This is a genomic window from Bradyrhizobium sp. 31Argb (assembly GCF_043638955.1).
Classification (GTDB): domain Bacteria; phylum Pseudomonadota; class Alphaproteobacteria; order Rhizobiales; family Xanthobacteraceae; genus Bradyrhizobium.
The window spans coordinates 1-14411 of sequence record NZ_JBEGDB010000203.1 but is presented as its reverse complement, the minus strand read 5'-3'; the positions used below and the strand labels follow the sequence as shown (position 1 = coordinate 14411).

At 62.7% G+C, this 14411-nt stretch carries 16 protein-coding genes; 8 read left to right on the top strand and 8 right to left on the bottom strand.

Annotated features, from left to right (window positions below):
• Positions 1–68 precede the first annotated feature (68 nt).
• From AAFX91_RS29620 to AAFX91_RS29610, 3 genes are all read right to left on the bottom strand, one after another.
• A complete protein-coding gene (locus AAFX91_RS29620) occupies positions 69–1172 on the bottom strand; it encodes a serine/threonine protein kinase (RefSeq protein WP_394568982.1) in 1104 nt (367 codons plus the stop codon).
• Positions 1173–1175: 3 nt separating this feature from the next.
• Entirely contained in the window at positions 1176–2609 is a 1434-nt protein-coding gene (gene trmFO, locus AAFX91_RS29615; RefSeq protein ID WP_394568981.1) for a methylenetetrahydrofolate--tRNA-(uracil(54)-C(5))-methyltransferase (FADH(2)-oxidizing) TrmFO, read from the bottom strand.
• Positions 2610–2735: 126 nt separating this feature from the next.
• Entirely contained in the window at positions 2736–2888 is a 153-nt protein-coding gene (locus AAFX91_RS29610) for a DUF1127 domain-containing protein (protein WP_130581297.1), read from the bottom strand.
• Positions 2889–3633: 745 nt separating this feature from the next.
• Between AAFX91_RS29610 and AAFX91_RS29605 the strand changes: the two genes are divergently transcribed.
• Complete coding sequence (locus tag AAFX91_RS29605) at positions 3634–3981, top strand: hypothetical protein (RefSeq protein WP_349016978.1); 348 nt, start codon at positions 3634–3636, stop codon at positions 3979–3981.
• 71 nt (positions 3982–4052) lie between these two features.
• Here AAFX91_RS29605 and AAFX91_RS29600 read toward each other — a convergent pair whose 3' ends face one another.
• On the bottom strand, positions 4053–4865 hold the full coding sequence (locus AAFX91_RS29600; protein WP_130581298.1) for a lytic transglycosylase domain-containing protein: 813 nt from the start codon (positions 4863–4865) through the stop codon (positions 4053–4055).
• A gap of 213 nt (positions 4866–5078) precedes the next feature.
• A complete protein-coding gene (locus AAFX91_RS29595) occupies positions 5079–5987 on the bottom strand; it encodes a DUF2189 domain-containing protein (protein ID WP_130581299.1) in 909 nt (302 codons plus the stop codon).
• Positions 5988–6285: 298 nt separating this feature from the next.
• On the opposite strand from AAFX91_RS29595, the gene AAFX91_RS29590 reads away from it, so the two are divergent.
• Both AAFX91_RS29590 and AAFX91_RS29585 read left to right on the top strand, forming a co-directional pair.
• Positions 6286–6681, top strand: a complete 396-nt coding sequence (locus tag AAFX91_RS29590; protein ID WP_282527103.1) for a DUF3597 domain-containing protein — start codon at positions 6286–6288, stop codon at positions 6679–6681.
• 96 nt (positions 6682–6777) lie between these two features.
• Positions 6778–7569 (top strand): fumarylacetoacetate hydrolase family protein, encoded by a 792-nt coding sequence (locus AAFX91_RS29585; protein ID WP_394568980.1) that lies wholly within the window; start codon positions 6778–6780, stop codon positions 7567–7569.
• Between the two features lie 15 nt (positions 7570–7584).
• Here AAFX91_RS29585 and AAFX91_RS29580 read toward each other — a convergent pair whose 3' ends face one another.
• Both AAFX91_RS29580 and AAFX91_RS29575 read right to left on the bottom strand, forming a co-directional pair.
• Positions 7585–7857 carry a GNAT family N-acetyltransferase gene (locus AAFX91_RS29580; RefSeq protein ID WP_130581302.1) on the bottom strand — a complete coding sequence of 91 codons (273 nt, stop codon included), beginning with the start codon at positions 7855–7857 and terminating at the stop codon, positions 7585–7587.
• 17 nt (positions 7858–7874) lie between these two features.
• Complete coding sequence (locus tag AAFX91_RS29575) at positions 7875–8153, bottom strand: GNAT family N-acetyltransferase (RefSeq protein ID WP_394568979.1); 279 nt, start codon at positions 8151–8153, stop codon at positions 7875–7877.
• 211 nt (positions 8154–8364) lie between these two features.
• On the opposite strand from AAFX91_RS29575, the gene AAFX91_RS29570 reads away from it, so the two are divergent.
• The 3 genes from AAFX91_RS29570 (at position 8365) to AAFX91_RS29560 (ending at position 11415) form a co-directional block, all read left to right on the top strand.
• Positions 8365–8769 (top strand): SPW repeat protein, encoded by a 405-nt coding sequence (locus AAFX91_RS29570; RefSeq protein WP_394568978.1) that lies wholly within the window; start codon positions 8365–8367, stop codon positions 8767–8769.
• 133 nt (positions 8770–8902) lie between these two features.
• Entirely contained in the window at positions 8903–10546 is a 1644-nt protein-coding gene (locus AAFX91_RS29565) for an acyl-CoA synthetase (RefSeq protein ID WP_394568977.1), read from the top strand.
• The gene (locus tag AAFX91_RS29560) at positions 10546–11415 is read left to right on the top strand and encodes a PCC domain-containing protein (protein ID WP_130581305.1); all 870 of its coding nucleotides are present in this window, start codon (positions 10546–10548) and stop codon (positions 11413–11415) included. The genes AAFX91_RS29565 and AAFX91_RS29560 overlap by 1 nt, the downstream gene beginning before the upstream one ends.
• A gap of 884 nt (positions 11416–12299) precedes the next feature.
• Here the strand turns inward: AAFX91_RS29560 and AAFX91_RS29555 are convergent.
• A complete protein-coding gene (locus tag AAFX91_RS29555) occupies positions 12300–12638 on the bottom strand; it encodes a hypothetical protein (RefSeq protein ID WP_130580980.1) in 339 nt (112 codons plus the stop codon).
• 92 nt (positions 12639–12730) lie between these two features.
• Between AAFX91_RS29555 and AAFX91_RS29550 the strand changes: the two genes are divergently transcribed.
• Together AAFX91_RS29550 and AAFX91_RS29545 are read left to right on the top strand one after the other, a co-directional pair.
• Positions 12731–13489, top strand: a complete 759-nt coding sequence (locus AAFX91_RS29550) for an AAA family ATPase (RefSeq protein WP_394568976.1) — start codon at positions 12731–12733, stop codon at positions 13487–13489.
• Positions 13490–13505: 16 nt separating this feature from the next.
• Positions 13506–14297, top strand: coding sequence for an AAA family ATPase (locus AAFX91_RS29545; RefSeq protein ID WP_130580995.1), 792 nt, complete (start codon positions 13506–13508; stop codon positions 14295–14297).
• The last annotated feature ends 114 nt before the right edge of the window (positions 14298–14411 follow it).

Genomic DNA, 14411 nt, shown 5'->3' with positions numbered 1-14411 from the left:
GCGAAACTACTTCGCCGTCGTCGCCATTGCCGCCACTCTGCTCTGGATAAGGTAACTGTCCACACGGCCTAGCGCGTGAGCCGGTCCATCTCGGCGACTTCGAAATTGAAACGGTCGCGAAGATTCTTGCGCTGCTCAAGGATGTCCTTGAGGAAGGCGCGGTCGGCCTCGTTCTGCATCATCGGCTCGATCAGGTCGATCTGGTTCATCGCCACGAGCTGCAATATCTCCGTGCGCGGCTTGCCCGCGGCATCGCGCGGCAGCGCATGGACGACTTGGATATGCTCGGGCGGCTTGACACCCTTGGCTGAGGCAAGCGTGTTGCGCAGCTTCTTCTCCAGCGCGACCTCGTCGGCTTCCACGAAGGCATAGAGCCCGACGCCGACCCGGCGGTCTGCGAAGGCGACGATCGCGGTGTCGCGGACTTCCGGGTTCTTCCGGATCAGATCGATCAGGACCGGCGCGTCATTGACCAGCCGCCGGCCGCCGCCTTCGCGATCGGTGAAATTGAAGAGTCCACGGGTGATCGCCTGGTAGACCTTTTTGCCGGTCTTGAGCCAGACGCTGGCGACGACTGACTTGCGAGCGAGGATCTTGCGTTCCTTCGGGGTCAGCGCATCGGGCGCATAGCTGCGCTTGTGCTTCAGCAGATGCCGCAAATCCTCATAGGCCGCGATGCGGAACAGGCGGCTGCGGCGCTTGAAGCAGGCGGCGAGCTGGAAATCGGTGAGATAGGCGCGGCCGTTGCGGCCGACCAGCCAGTTCTGCTCCTTGGCGAGATCGTTGTGGCAGATGCCGGCACGATGCAGTCTGCGCAGCGCATCCTTGGCCGAACGGAAATAGGCGACATCGCCATGCGGCTTCGCCAGGTGCAGCGCCACGCCGTCGATGAACCCGCGCACCAGCGCGCGTTGTCCCGCCCAGAGCAGCTTCGGTCCGACGTCGAGGTCGCGCGCCAGCGACAGCGCGCGGCGCTCGCGCGAAAACAGGTGCAGCGCCAGTGGAAACGACCAGAACGGCACCAGGTCGAGCCGGCGCAGCACCGCATCGGTTTCGCCGGTCTCGATGCGGAAACGTCCGCGCTCGACGGTCGAAAACACGTCGCGCTTGAGCAGGACTCCTTCGCGCCATCGCGCCGACAGGCTGGCGGCGTCGTCTTTCGGCAAGCTCATGGCTTAAGCCGCCGCCGCGACGTGCAAATGGTCCGATATCCAGCGGTCAAGATCGGCAAGCGCGCGGGCTGATATCGCCTGCTTCTTCGCTACCGTCTTCTCGTTGCCGCGGAGCCGCGTGCCGTGGGGCTTCTTCGTTGGCGGGCTGGCCAGCGGCGGGAACAGGCCGAAATTGATGTTCATCGGCTGGAACGAGCGCGGACCCGTGTCGACGGTCTCGATATGGCCGCCGGTGATGTGGCCCTGCAGCGCGCCTAGCGCCGTGGTCGAAGGCGGCGGCGCCAGCGAATGGCCGCGAGCGTCCGCCGCGGCATAGAGGCCGGTGAGCAGGCCGATGCTGGCGGACTCCACATAGCCTTCGCAGCCGGTCATCTGGCCGGCGAAGCGCAATCGCGGCTCGGCGCGCAGCCGTAGTTGTGAATCCAGAAGCTTGGGCGAGTTCAGGAAGGTGTTGCGATGCAATCCGCCGAGCCTCGCGAATTCGGCGTGCTCGAGACCCGGAATGGTGCGGAACGCGCGCTGCTGCGCGCCATGCTTCAGCTTGGTCTGGAAGCCGACCATGTTGTAGAGCGTGCCGAGCTTGTTGTCCTGGCGAAGTTGTACGATCGCGTAGGGCTTGGTGGTGGGATCGTTCGGATTGGTGAGGCCGACCGGCTTCATCGGCCCGTGCCGCAGGGTCTCGCGACCGCGTTCGGCCATCACCTCGACGGGCAGGCAGCCGTCGAAATAGGGCGTGTTGGTCTCCCAGTCCTTGAAGTCCACCTTCTCGCCGGCCAGCAGCGCGTCGACGAACGCGTCGTACTGCTCCTTTGTCATCGGGCAATTGATGTAGTCGGCTCCGGTGCCCCCCGGCCCAACCTTGTCATAGCGCGACTGGAACCACGCCACGCTCATGTCGATGGAATCCTTGTGCACGATCGGCGCGATCGCATCGAAGAAGGCGAGCGCGCTTTCGTCGGTCAGCTCACGGATGGCATCTGCCAGCGGCGCCGAGGTGAGGGGGCCTGTCGCAACGATGACGTTGCGCCACTCGACGGGCGGTAGGCCCGCGATCTCCTCGCGGCGAATCTCGATCAGGGGGTGCTCGTTGAGCGCCTTGGTGACCGCGGCGGAAAACCCCTCGCGGTCGACCGCCAGCGCCCCGCCGGCGGGCACCTGGTTGGCGTCGGCGGCGCGCATGATCAGCGAGCCGAGCCGGCGCATTTCGGCGTGCAGCAGGCCGACTGCATTGTTGGCGGCATCATCGGAGCGGAAGGAATTGGAGCAAACGAGTTCGGCAAGGCCATCGGTGCGATGGGCCTCGGTCATCCGCTGTGGGCGCATCTCGTGCAGCACCACGCGCCGGCCGGCATTTGCCACCTGCCAGGCGGCTTCAGAACCGGCAAGGCCGGCGCCGATGATGTGGACAGGATCAGGAGAAGGCTTGGTCGCGGTCATCGCGCAGGGTTAGCGCGTTTTTCCCGCGAGCGCATCTGAAACCGGGCAGAGAAACTGGGGAGAGAATACGAGAACGCCCGCGTAAAGGAGCGGGCGTTATCCGTTCATTGATGGGCTGACAAAGGATCAGCCGTTGAAGTGCCCAGAGGCCACGCGCGGAATATCAGAGCGATCAAGGCCGATGTCCGCCAGCTCGCGATCGCTAAGCTGGGACAGCTCGGCAACATTACGCTGATAATCACGGAACGCCCGGATCATGCGGATGAGCGAGAGTAACATGGTAGTCTCCTAGAAATTACGATTCAGCTCTATGGGAAGCGTCATCGTCGATAGAATGAACATAGGTTGAGTTGATGCAGTGCGGTAGTTCCTATGTTGCGGTGCAGCTAAGTGAAAAATGCATGACGTCGGTAAGGCCTGATTAACCCAACAGCGGAGCGGCCCGACGAGGCGTCAGCGGGTTGGTGAGAACGCGTGCCGGTATTGGAAAAGGTCCGTAAAATCACGGGCTTGCGATGAGGGGCGGCACTTCCGTCGACGCTTGGCATATGGGTGCGCACGGACGTGAAATCAAATGCTCGGCCTTGAGCCCCGCCCGGCGCAACGCCGGAGACCGATTCGGGGTGGCTAGCTTCTCATGCGTGATTCGCATGCGCCTTGGCCCTTAGAAATGAAATTAAACTCATTTCTTCTGGGGTCGATCTAGAAGAATATTCCTCGTGGTCCCAGGATTTGGTGCGGAATGCCGAGTCCGCGAAGCCGGGCCAAGACCGACGGATCACTGAAGCATGTTTGCAGTCCGAAGGCTGCCTGCGGCCGATGCCGCTGCCGAACCTTCAACTCCCTATCCTCCGGGGTACGGTTCGCGAGCGGAGGGGACCGGATACCGCAGTAGCGGCAACGATGCTTCGCGCGGCTTGCCCTTCCTTACCAAGCTGTAATGAAAAATAGATGCAACGCATGCGTGCTTTGCTCGCAGCGTCGATCACATCTCTATCGCGCGGAATTCATTCTGAACTTTTCGATGATGAGCGAACAATGGTTGTCACGGATTCCGGCAATCACGTCGGCTTCCGTTCAAATAATACGGAAAATGGGGAAAAAACCGATGCGCAACAAACTGATTGCAGCGACTGCGATGGCTTTCATTGCGTATGCCGCCATTCCCGCCCACGCGGCTAAGGTCACCGTCGGCTGCAGCGGCGACAATCTCGCCAAGACCGAATCCGCAGTTGAGACAATGGCGGACGGTCCAGGCAAAATCGTGGCGCAAAAGGAGATTGCGCAAGCGCAGGACGCTCTGCTCGGTGGCAAGATGGGCGTGTGCGCGGCGCATCTGAACAAGGCGATGCACGCCGGCGAGGCGAAGTAAGGAGCAAGGCTTCTCACAGGCGCCGATCGTCCCGCGGCGATCGGCTCCTTAAAGCGAGAGGGAGGGAAGCGCTACGGTACGCGGGTGAGTTGGGTGGCAAAATAGGCGACGGTGCGCGCATAAACCTCGCTCTTGTTCCATTGCTGGATTACCGCGAAGTTCGGATTGCCTGGCTCCCAATTCTTGCCGCGTTGCCAGCCATGGTTGGCGAAGAAATTCGCGGTCGAGGCCAGCACATCGGGCGCGCTGTGCAGGAGATCGCGGCGGCCATTGCCGTCGAAATCGACTGCGAATTTGATGTAGTTCGACGGCATGAACTGGGTTTGGCCGATCTCGCCGGCCCATGCGCCGCGCAGTTCCTGTGGAGGGACATCGCCGCGTTCGATGATGCGGAGCGCATCCAGAAGCTCGGCCCTGAACATATCGGAGCGGCGGCAATCATAGGCGAGCGTCGCCAGCGCCCGCAGAGTTGGGAATTTGCCGATGTTGACGCCGAAATCGGTCTCCAATCCCCAGATCGCCACCAGCACTTCGCCCGGCACGCCATAGGTCTCCTCGATGCGGGACAGCACCGAGCCGTACTGCTTCATCATGTTGGCGCCGCGGGTGAGGCGGGGCGGCACCATGCGTCCGGAGAATTCCTCGAAGGTCTGACTGAACACCTTCTGCGACTGGTCGCGCGTGAGCACGTTCTTGTCGAGGGTGACGCCGTTCAGGCCGACCTGGATCGCGGACTGCGAAATCCCCTTCGATGCCGCTTCCTTCTTGAAGTCGTCCAGCCACGTATCGAACGAGCCGCTGCCGCAGGTCGCGGCGAACGAAGGCGTGCTGAGGGTCAGGAGCAGGGCTCCCAGTGCAGTCCGGAGGGAAAAGCGAAAGCTCATGAAATCGTTCACTCCATGTCGACGCATCATCGACACTAATCTCGAAACGCTACCAAAATGTTTGCGGCAAGAGCGGCCAAAACAAGGCTTGTCGGCGTTGCACGCGCAAGTCAATCCACCATGCCGGGGCGATGTCACGTGCCGGAGCTCGGACGAACCCCAGTCTGATGCTGGCGCACCAGACCGGGATGATGGAACAGATTTGCCGAAGATCTACGCGCTGTTTTTCCGACGCCACGGGAACAGGTTAGCGGGGAAGTCGGCAGCAGGCTTGCGCGCGCGCGGACGTGGCGGGAGCGGCTGCACATTGGGGTCGGGAACGATGATCTGCCGGTAGAGATGCCAAGTGGCGTGGCCGAGCAGGGGAATGACGATGGCGAGGCCGAGGAAGAAAGGCAGCGTTCCCAGCACCAACAATGCTGCGACGATCAGGCCCCAGGCGGCCATCGGCACCGGATTACGCGCGACCGCGCGCAGCGAGGTGACCATGGCTTCACCGGTCGTAGCGTGACGGTCGAGCATCATCGGGAACGACACCACGCTGATGCAAAGCGCGAGCAGGGCGAAGAGGAAGCCGACGCCGCAGCCGACCAGGATCAACCACCAACCCTGCGCTGTCGTCAGCACCTGCGTGAGGAAATCGGGGATCCCCGCCGCCGTCGCATAACCGAATGCCGAGACATAGATGGCCTGCGCCGTGGCGATCCAGGTCACGAACAGCGCGAACAGCAGCGTGCCTAGTCCAAGCATGGCGCCGAATGACGGAGAGCGGACGATCTCGATTGCGCCCCATGCAGAAGGCTCTTCGCCATTCTCGCGGCGGCGGCTGAGTTCATAGAGACCGATCGCCGCGAACGGGCCGAGCAGGGCGAAGCCCGCGGCCAACGGGAACAATAACGGCAGCACGGAATAGCCGTGCACGACGCGGGCAAGCACCAGGCCCAACACCGGATAGACCACGCACAGGATGACGGCGTGGCTCGGGACCGCCTTGAAATCCTCCCAGCCGAGCTGCAAGGCGCGATGCAGATCGCCGAGACTGATGGTACGAATCTCGGGCGCAGCCGCGACTTCCTGTCCGCTCTGCGTCAGTGATGTGACATTGTCGTGATAGGTGGCCATAGTCGTTGTCTCCCTGCGCGGCCGCATTTCTGTGCCCGCCAGCGAGGGGCACAACGTGCCGTCTCCTAAGCGATCACGAACAGGCCAGACGCGAAGACACCCAAGCGGCCATGTCGCGAAGTGAGATGTCACGGTACTCCCAAACCGGGACAGACGCACTCACGCTTCGGTGAATGTCGCATTGGCAACCTTGGCTGGTCCGGGTAAAATCATTTTGCGACCCCGGCGGGTGCTGCCGGTCGAAAAGAGCCCCGAGAGAACCACCTGACACCACATCTCAAGTCCTTTGGAGTGAACGATGAGCATTTTCGGAAAAATCATGAGCTCGATCTTCGGCAGCAGCACAGCGACTGCAGCGCCGGCTAGCGGTGCGCCTGCGGGGAGCGCGCCCGCCGCCGGGGCCTCGCCGACCGCTCCGGCTGCCGCGCCTGCGCAGAGCGTCGACGTCGCTCCGATTTTGGATGCAGCCGTCGCCGCGAAGAAGGAGAAGCTCGAGTGGCGCACATCGATCGTCGACCTGATGAAGGCGCTCGACATCGATTCGAGCCTGTCCGCGCGCAAGGAGCTTGCCAAGGAACTCGGCTACACCGGCGACACCAATGATTCCGCGAGCATGAACATCTGGCTGCACAAGCAGGTGATGACCAAACTTGCGGCCAATGGCGGCAAGCTGCCGCCGGAAATCAAGCATTAAGGCGACGCTGGTACTTGAGCATTCGAAGGCCCGCGATCGTCGCGGGCCTTTTTTGTCGACCCCGCCAGATAATAACAACAACGAAGGAGAACGCCCATGAATACGATTGATCGCAGGACCATGCTCGCCACCGGCGCGCTCGCGCTGGCGGGAACGGCCGCGCAGGTTACGTCCGCCGACGCGCAGGTCGGGCCGAAGGCGATGTTTCCGGTAGCAGCGACGACGATCCCGATTGTCGGCGAGACCGAGGTATTCCAGGTCCGCCGCATCTATTGCATCGGCCGCAACTATGCCGCGCATGCGATCGAGCGCGGCTCCGATCCGACGCGCGAGCCGCCGTTCTTCTTCCAGAAGCCGACCGATGCGATCCAGAACGTTGCGATCGGGACGGTTGCCGATCATCCCTATCCGTCGCTGACGAAAAATTATCATCACGAGGTCGAACTCCTCGCCGCGCTGAAATCCGGCGGCGCCAACATTCCCGCCGATAAGGCGCTCGATCACGTCTATGGCTATGCGCTCGGTCTCGACATGACGCGCCGCGACCTGCAGAACGGCATGGCCGCGGAGAAGAAGCCGTGGGAGATCGGCAAGAGCTTTGACCATGCCGCCGTGATCGGTCCGATCCATCCGGCTTCCAAGACCGGACATTTCACCCAGGGCGCGATTTCGCTCGCGGTCAACGGCACCATCAGGCAGAACTCGGACCTGCGGAACATGATCTGGAGCGTCGCCGAGCAGATCGCAAAACTGTCGGAAGCCTTCGAGCTGAAGGCTGGCGACATCATCTATTCCGGCACACCGGAAAATGTCGGCCCGGTGGTCAAGGGCGACGTGCTGTTGTGCAAGCTCGAGGGCCTGCCGGACATGTCGATCCGGATCGTGTAGCAGGCCGCCCGACTCTCACGCCACGAGATCCCGGTATTCGGGATGCTTGCTGAGATAGTCGACGACAAAACCGCAGCCGGCGATCACCTTGTGGCCGTCGGCGCGGATCAATTCCAGCGCGCCCTTGACGAGTTCGGAGGCGATACCGCGGCCGCGCAGTGCACGCGGCGTTTCTGTGTGGGTGATGATGATAGCCGACGGCGTCGCGCGGTAGTTTGCGAACGCGATGCGGCCTTCCACGTCGAGTTCGAAGCGGCTTTGTGCCGTGTTGTTGCGGACCGATGTCATGTCTGATGTCTGCGCTTTCAGTGTTTCAGCAGATCCTGGTAATCCGCATGTTTCTCGATGAAGGCCTTCACGAACGGGCATTGCGCGATCACCTTCAGGCCCTCGGCGCGCACCTGGTCCAGCGCGCCGCGGACCAGCTTTGAGCCGATCCCCTTGCCGCCAAGCTCGGCCGGCACCTCCGTGTGGACGAAGGTGATCACACCGTCCGCTTTCTCGTAGTAGGCCGCGGCAATATGTCCATCGACCGCGAGCTCGTAGCGCTTGCGCCCGGGGTTGTTGACGACTGCTTCGTTCACACGTCCATCCATCATCTCATTCCCGTTGTTTGCATCGCCGCAATCGCCCGCGGTTGTTCGCAAGTTGGCGATCGGCCGGCCTTGCAAGCCGATCATAACCGGCCTACGTTTTTTCAAGACATACGCCCCGAAGCGGCCAGACGGTCGTTTGGTACTGCAATGTCATGATCGCTGGCTGCTGACGTATGCCTCTTTTCCAGGGAGGTCTACCATGTTGGATAAGCGTTTCTTTAGCACCCATAGACCTTGGGAGGACTGGTTCGGCATGTTGCTCGGCGTGCTGATCGTGGTCTCGCCGTGGTTTCCGATGCAGGCCGGCCGCGACGTCGTCGATGCTGACCGCAGCATCATGATCCTCAACACCTTCGTGATCGGCATGCTGGTGTTCGGACTGGCCCAGCTCGAATATGTCGCCCTGCAGCGCTGGGAGGAGGTGGCAGCGATCGTGCTCGGCTGCTGGCTGATCGCTTCGCCGTTCCTGTTCGGCTATTCCGGCGACACCCTGCTGCAGGTCTGGCACGGCATCCTCGGGGCGCTGGTGGTCTTGCTGGGTGCGCTGCAGCTCTGGCAGGACTGGGGCAGGAGCGATCAGGAACTCGCCAACCATCCGCAGTGACCGCCCACGTCGCGGAGCGGTGGCTGGGCGGCCGCAGGCGCCGGGTCCGCCCTTGCCGAACCCCGTGCGGAGACGATAAACCGCAGAGGGGCAGCCAGAAGCCCCGCATGATGAAACTCCCGATGGGACGGAAATGAGCGGAGAGACGGGTAGCGTGGCCGCGCCGCGCGGCGATCAGTTGCGGATGTCGCGCCGGGTGATGAACCTGGCGCATATCGTGACCCAGAATGCGCGCCGGCATGGCGATCGCGCAGGATTCATTTGGCGGGACCGGAGCTGGACCTGGCGCGAGATCGATGGCCTCGTCTCCGCACTTGCCGCCGCGCTGGCGGCGCGGGGCATCGTCAGGGGCGACCGCATCCTCGTCCACTCCAAGAACTGCGACGAGATGTTCTGGTCGATGTTCGCCGCCTTCCGCCTCGGCGCGGTCTGGGTGCCGACCAATTTTCGCCTGATGCCCGACGAGGTCGCCTATCTCGCCGCAGCCTCCGGCGCCAAGGCCTTCCTCTGCCACGGCGACTTTCCCGAGCATGCCGCGGCCGCCGCCAATCCCGCGCTGCAATTCACCTGGCGGATCGGCGAGGAGGGGAGTTTTGGCGAGCGGACCGTCACTGAAGCGATCGCGGCGCACGCCGGCGCGAAGGTCGACAATGTCGCGGTCGAGCATGACGATCCCTGCTGGTTCTTCTTCACCTCCGGCACCACTGGCCGCTCCAAGGCCGCCGTGCTGACCCATGGCCAGATGGCCTTCGTGGTAACCAACCATCTCGCCGACCTGACGCCCGGCGTCAGCGAGCGGGATGCCTCGATCGTGGTCGCGCCGCTGTCGCATGGCGCCGGCATCCACCAGCTCATGCAGGCCGCGCGCGGGGTGCCGACCATCCTGCTGCCTTCGGAGAAATTCGATATCGCCGAAACATTCCGGCTGATCGAGCAGCACCGCGTCAGCAACCTCTTCACGGTGCCGACGATCCTGAAGATGATGGTCGAACATCCCGCCGTCGAGCAGTTCGATCATTCCTCGCTGCGCCACGTGATTTATGCGGGGGCGCCGATGTACCGCGAGGACCAGAAGCTTGCGATGCGAAAGCTCGGCGCCGTGCTGGTGCAGTATTTCGGCCTCGGCGAGGTCACCGGCAACATCACCGTGCTGCCGCCGGCGCTGCACGATCCCGAGGACGGCCCGCATGCGCGGATCGGCACCTGCGGCTTCGAGCGCGTCGGCATGCAGGTCTCGATCCAGGACGACCAGGGCCGCGAACTGAAGCCGTTCGAGACCGGGGAGATCTGCGTGATCGGCCCCGCGGTGTTCGCCGGCTACTATGATAACCCTGAAGCCAACGCGAAGGCGTTTCGCGACGGCTGGTTTCGCACCGGCGATCTCGGCCACATGGACGAAGAGGGCTTTGTCTACATCACCGGCCGCGCATCCGACATGTACATCTCCGGCGGCTCCAACATCTATCCGCGCGAGATCGAGGAGAAGATCCTGACGCATCCTGCTGTCGGCGAGGTCGCCGTGCTCGGCGTGCCCGATCCCTTCTGGGGCGAGGTTGGCGTTGCCGTCTGCGTCGCGCGCGAGGGCGCCGGCGCGGTCGGCGAGGCGGAGCTTGCCGCGTACCTTGCGCCGAAGGTGCCGCGCTACAAGATGCCGAAGCGCTTCTTCTTCTGGGATGCGCTGCCGAAGTCGGGCTACGGCAAGATACCCAAGCGCCTGATCCGCGATGAGCTGGAAGCGCGCGGGCTGCTCGACGTCTCCACCAAGCAGACCGGGTGATGCGCAGCATCGCCCAACCGGGTCCCTCTGCGCGCGAGCGCATTCAATGGGTGGAAGCGCGCGGGCGCGCATTTTCCTTCACGCTGCAGGCCGGCATTCCGCTGCTTGAAGCCGCACGCCGCGGCTTTGCGGCGGAAGGATTTTCGGGCGGCGTCTTGAGCGTAAGCGGCGGCGCGCTTGGCCCGTTCGCCTACGTGATGCCGGCACTGTCGAAGACCGGCGCCAACGCCGCATTCTACAGCGAGACGTTTCGTCCCGACGGCATCACCCGGCTCAAGCTCGCCACGATGACGCTGGGCGAGCGTGATGGTGCACCATTCTTCCACTGCCACGGATTGTGGACCGAGGCTGACGGCCGTTTCAACGGCGGCCATATGCTGCCGGAAGAGACTGTGGTCGCCGAGCCCTTCGAGGTGCAGGCCTTCGGTCTCAATGGGGCGATGTTTGTCGCCGAGGGCGATGCCGAGACCAATTTCAAACTGTTCGGCCCGATGCCGCGCCAGGCGACGAATGCGGAGACCACCAGCCGCGCCTTTGCGCTGCGGCTGCGCCCCAACCAGGATTTTGCCTGCGCGCTCGAGAAATTTTGCCGCCAGCACGGCATCCTGCACGCGCGGCTGCATGGCGGCGTCGGCTCGACCATTGGCGCCTGCTTCACCGACGGCCGCACGGTCGTGCCGTTTGCGACCGAGCTCGCGGTCCGAGCGGGGACGATCGCTCCCGATGCCGATGGCCAGCTCGAAGCCGAGCTCGAGATCGCGCTCGTCGACTATCTCGGAGGCATCGCCGAGGGGAAATTGGTGCGCGGCGACAACCCGGTGCTGATGACGATGGAGCTCGTGCTCGAAGTGCTGGACGAGGAGGGGTAGGCTGTTGTCCCGGCCTTGATCCGGGACGACATCGTCATTACGGATGCAGTTCTCTCCGTCGTCATTGCGAGCGTAGCGAAGCAATCCACCCCTCCACGCGCGGAAGCATGGATTGCTTCGCTGCGCTCGCAATGACGGGGATGTTGCTGATTCATTTGTCAAACAGCGGAGAGGATACACGTTCGCATTCTCGCGGCGCATTGCGTCCGAGGTTTGCGTCGCTTCTGACCCTCTCATTGAGCAGAGGGCGCAGGGAAAGCCGGGTGCTGGTTGCACCCGTGGGTCCCGTGCAACAAAAAGCACGGGGGTAGGACCACAGGTTCAACCGGAATCACACCGGCTTTCCCTGCACGACGGCTTTACGGCTTACTTCGTGCTCTCCCCGGTGACCGGGCTTTCTTGCCACCGTCACCTCAAGCGCGAACTTGTTCGCGCGAAAAGCTTAGCGCCAGCGTCGGGGCGCCAGGACCACACGACTTCGCCGTACGCAGCCACGCCATTCGTCTGGCGCTATTCGCGCCTGACACAGCCACGTCCATCGCATCCCGCTTCCAACGTCCGTGACGATCGCGATACGCCCCTCCAAGTGGAGGCGGGACGGCGCGGTTTCTAAGGTGATTTGCGGCCAGAACGAAGCGGAATGTTTTTCGCGGGCCGACTGGACGAGGCAAATCACCTTGATATTGCGGGAGAATCTTTGCTCAGGCGACATCCGATGCGTGAGCGAGGCCACCAGTTCAGTCCTCGTCCTGAGGAGTCTGCGCAGCAGCCGTCTCGAAGGATGGGCCGCGGGCGAGGTCTCGGCCTGCATGGCTCGAGACGCCGCTTCGCGGCTCCTCACCGTGAGGGACTGGCACTGCCCGCGCGGCTAGGACGGAGCGGTATCACCGCCGCTTGCGGACGTGGATGTTGATGTCGAGATCGATGTTGCTGACGCAGGTCTGCTCGGTGCGGTGCGAGCCGCCTTCGTGCCAGCGGCCTTTGCGCAGGCGGGCATCGCGCACATTGGCGAGCCGCAGGCAGCGCCATTGCGGGAGCCTGCCTGAACTCTCGCCGGCGAACTGCCAGGCCAGCACGACCTCTTCGCCTGCCTTGTTGGTGCCGATGATGTGCGGGCAAAGCTCGCGCGGCCGGCCCTCGTAGGTGCAGACGACCTGCTGCTCGCCGAGAATGGCATCACGGAAGAGAGCGTAGGTGGCGCTCGGCGCGGGGCGGACGCTCATAGTCAGGATCGTTCTTGTTGTGTTCCATGAACTATGCCAGATAATCAGTCTGAGATTGAAGCTCTGAACTGCGTCGGTTGTTAGGTGCGCCCATGGCCTCGCGAAGAAGCCGAACGATCAATCTGCCGGCGCCCTATCTGAAGCGGGTCTGGCTCGATCCGTCCCGCATCACGAACCGGGACGCTTATCCGTTCTGCCTGCCATTGCTGCGGGATGACTTCGAGCTGAGCTTCGATCGTGCGATCACCATCATTGTCGGCGAGAACGGCACCGGCAAGTCGACGCTCTTGGAAGGTATAGCGGTGCTGGCCGGCTTCGACGAGGCTGGCGGCAGAAATGGTTACATGCCGGTCGATCACTCGAAGGCGATCGAGAAGATGGGCGGGCAACTGTCGACCGCGCTTCGCGCAAGCTGGTTGCCGAAAATCACCAATGGCTGGTTCTTTCGGGCGGAGAGCTTCTTTTCAGTGGCAAGATATCTGGACAAGGTCAACTCTGAGTTCATTCCTCACGTACCAGCCGGCATCCCTCCGGACTTCCTCTCCCACTCTCACGGCGAAGGCTTTTTGCGTTTCTTCAACGAGCAGTGCCAGCGCCAGGGCATCTTCATCTTCGACGAGCCGGAATCGGCGCTGTCACCTGCGCGCCAGATCGAATTCCTGAAACTGCTGAAGCGCATGGATGATATCGGACATTGCCAGGTGCTGATGGCTTATCCCAACGCGACGCTGTTGCGGCTGTCGAAATACGACCTTGAGCCCACTACCGTCGAGCAGACCGACCACTACAAGGTGATGCGGGAGTTCTACGCGGACCCGGTCAGCTTCGTGACAGCGGCGATCGCGGAATAGAGTGGGACAGAGGGGCATGGGCCGAAAGCGAAACCGCACGATCAATCTTCCTGCGCCTTATCTGAAGCGGGTCTGGCTCGATCGTTCGCTCGTTCCGGATTGGGACGCCTATCCATTCTGCCTTCCCATTTTCAGGGACGAGTTCGATCTGAGTTTCGAGTCCGCCATCACCATCATCGCCGGCGAAAACGGAACCGGCAAATCGACCATCCTCGAAGGCATCGCAGCGCTTGCCGGATTCGACAGCGGTGGGGGCGGCAAGGGACACAGGTTGGTCGATCATTCCGACGCCATCGAAGTGACCGGCGAAGACCTTTCGGTTGCCCTGCATGCCGGCTGGTTACCCAAGGTCAACTACGGCTGGTTTTTCAGGGCAGAGACGTTCTTTTCGGTCGCAAGACACCTGGATCGCGCCGCGCAGGAAGCTGAACAACTGCTTGGCGGGCAGGCCAGGCAATCGGCGCCCGACTATCTCTCCTATTCCCACGCGGAGGGCTTCCTCTATTTCTTCGAAGAACGCTGCCAGCGCCAGGGCATCTTCATCTTCGACGAGCCGGAGTCCGCGCTGTCCCCCTCGCGCCAGATCGAATTCCTGAAGCTGATGCGCCGGATGGACGAGACCGGCCAATGCCAGATTATCATGGCCACTCATTCGCCGATCCTGATGGCCTATCCAAATGCGACGCTGCTGCGGCTGTCGAAATACGGATTGGAGCCGGTGAACGTGAAGGACACGGATCATTACAGGGTCATGCGCGAGTTTTGCGATGATCCCCATGGGTTCGTCGAGGCGGCGATCGCGGAGTGAGCTGCGTAGGGTGGGTAGAGCGAAGCGAAACCCACCAAGCGGTGTGCCGAGTATGAACGACAGCTTGGAGGTGGAAGTCCTCTATCCAGCCTGATGACGGCGAAGGATTAGCGA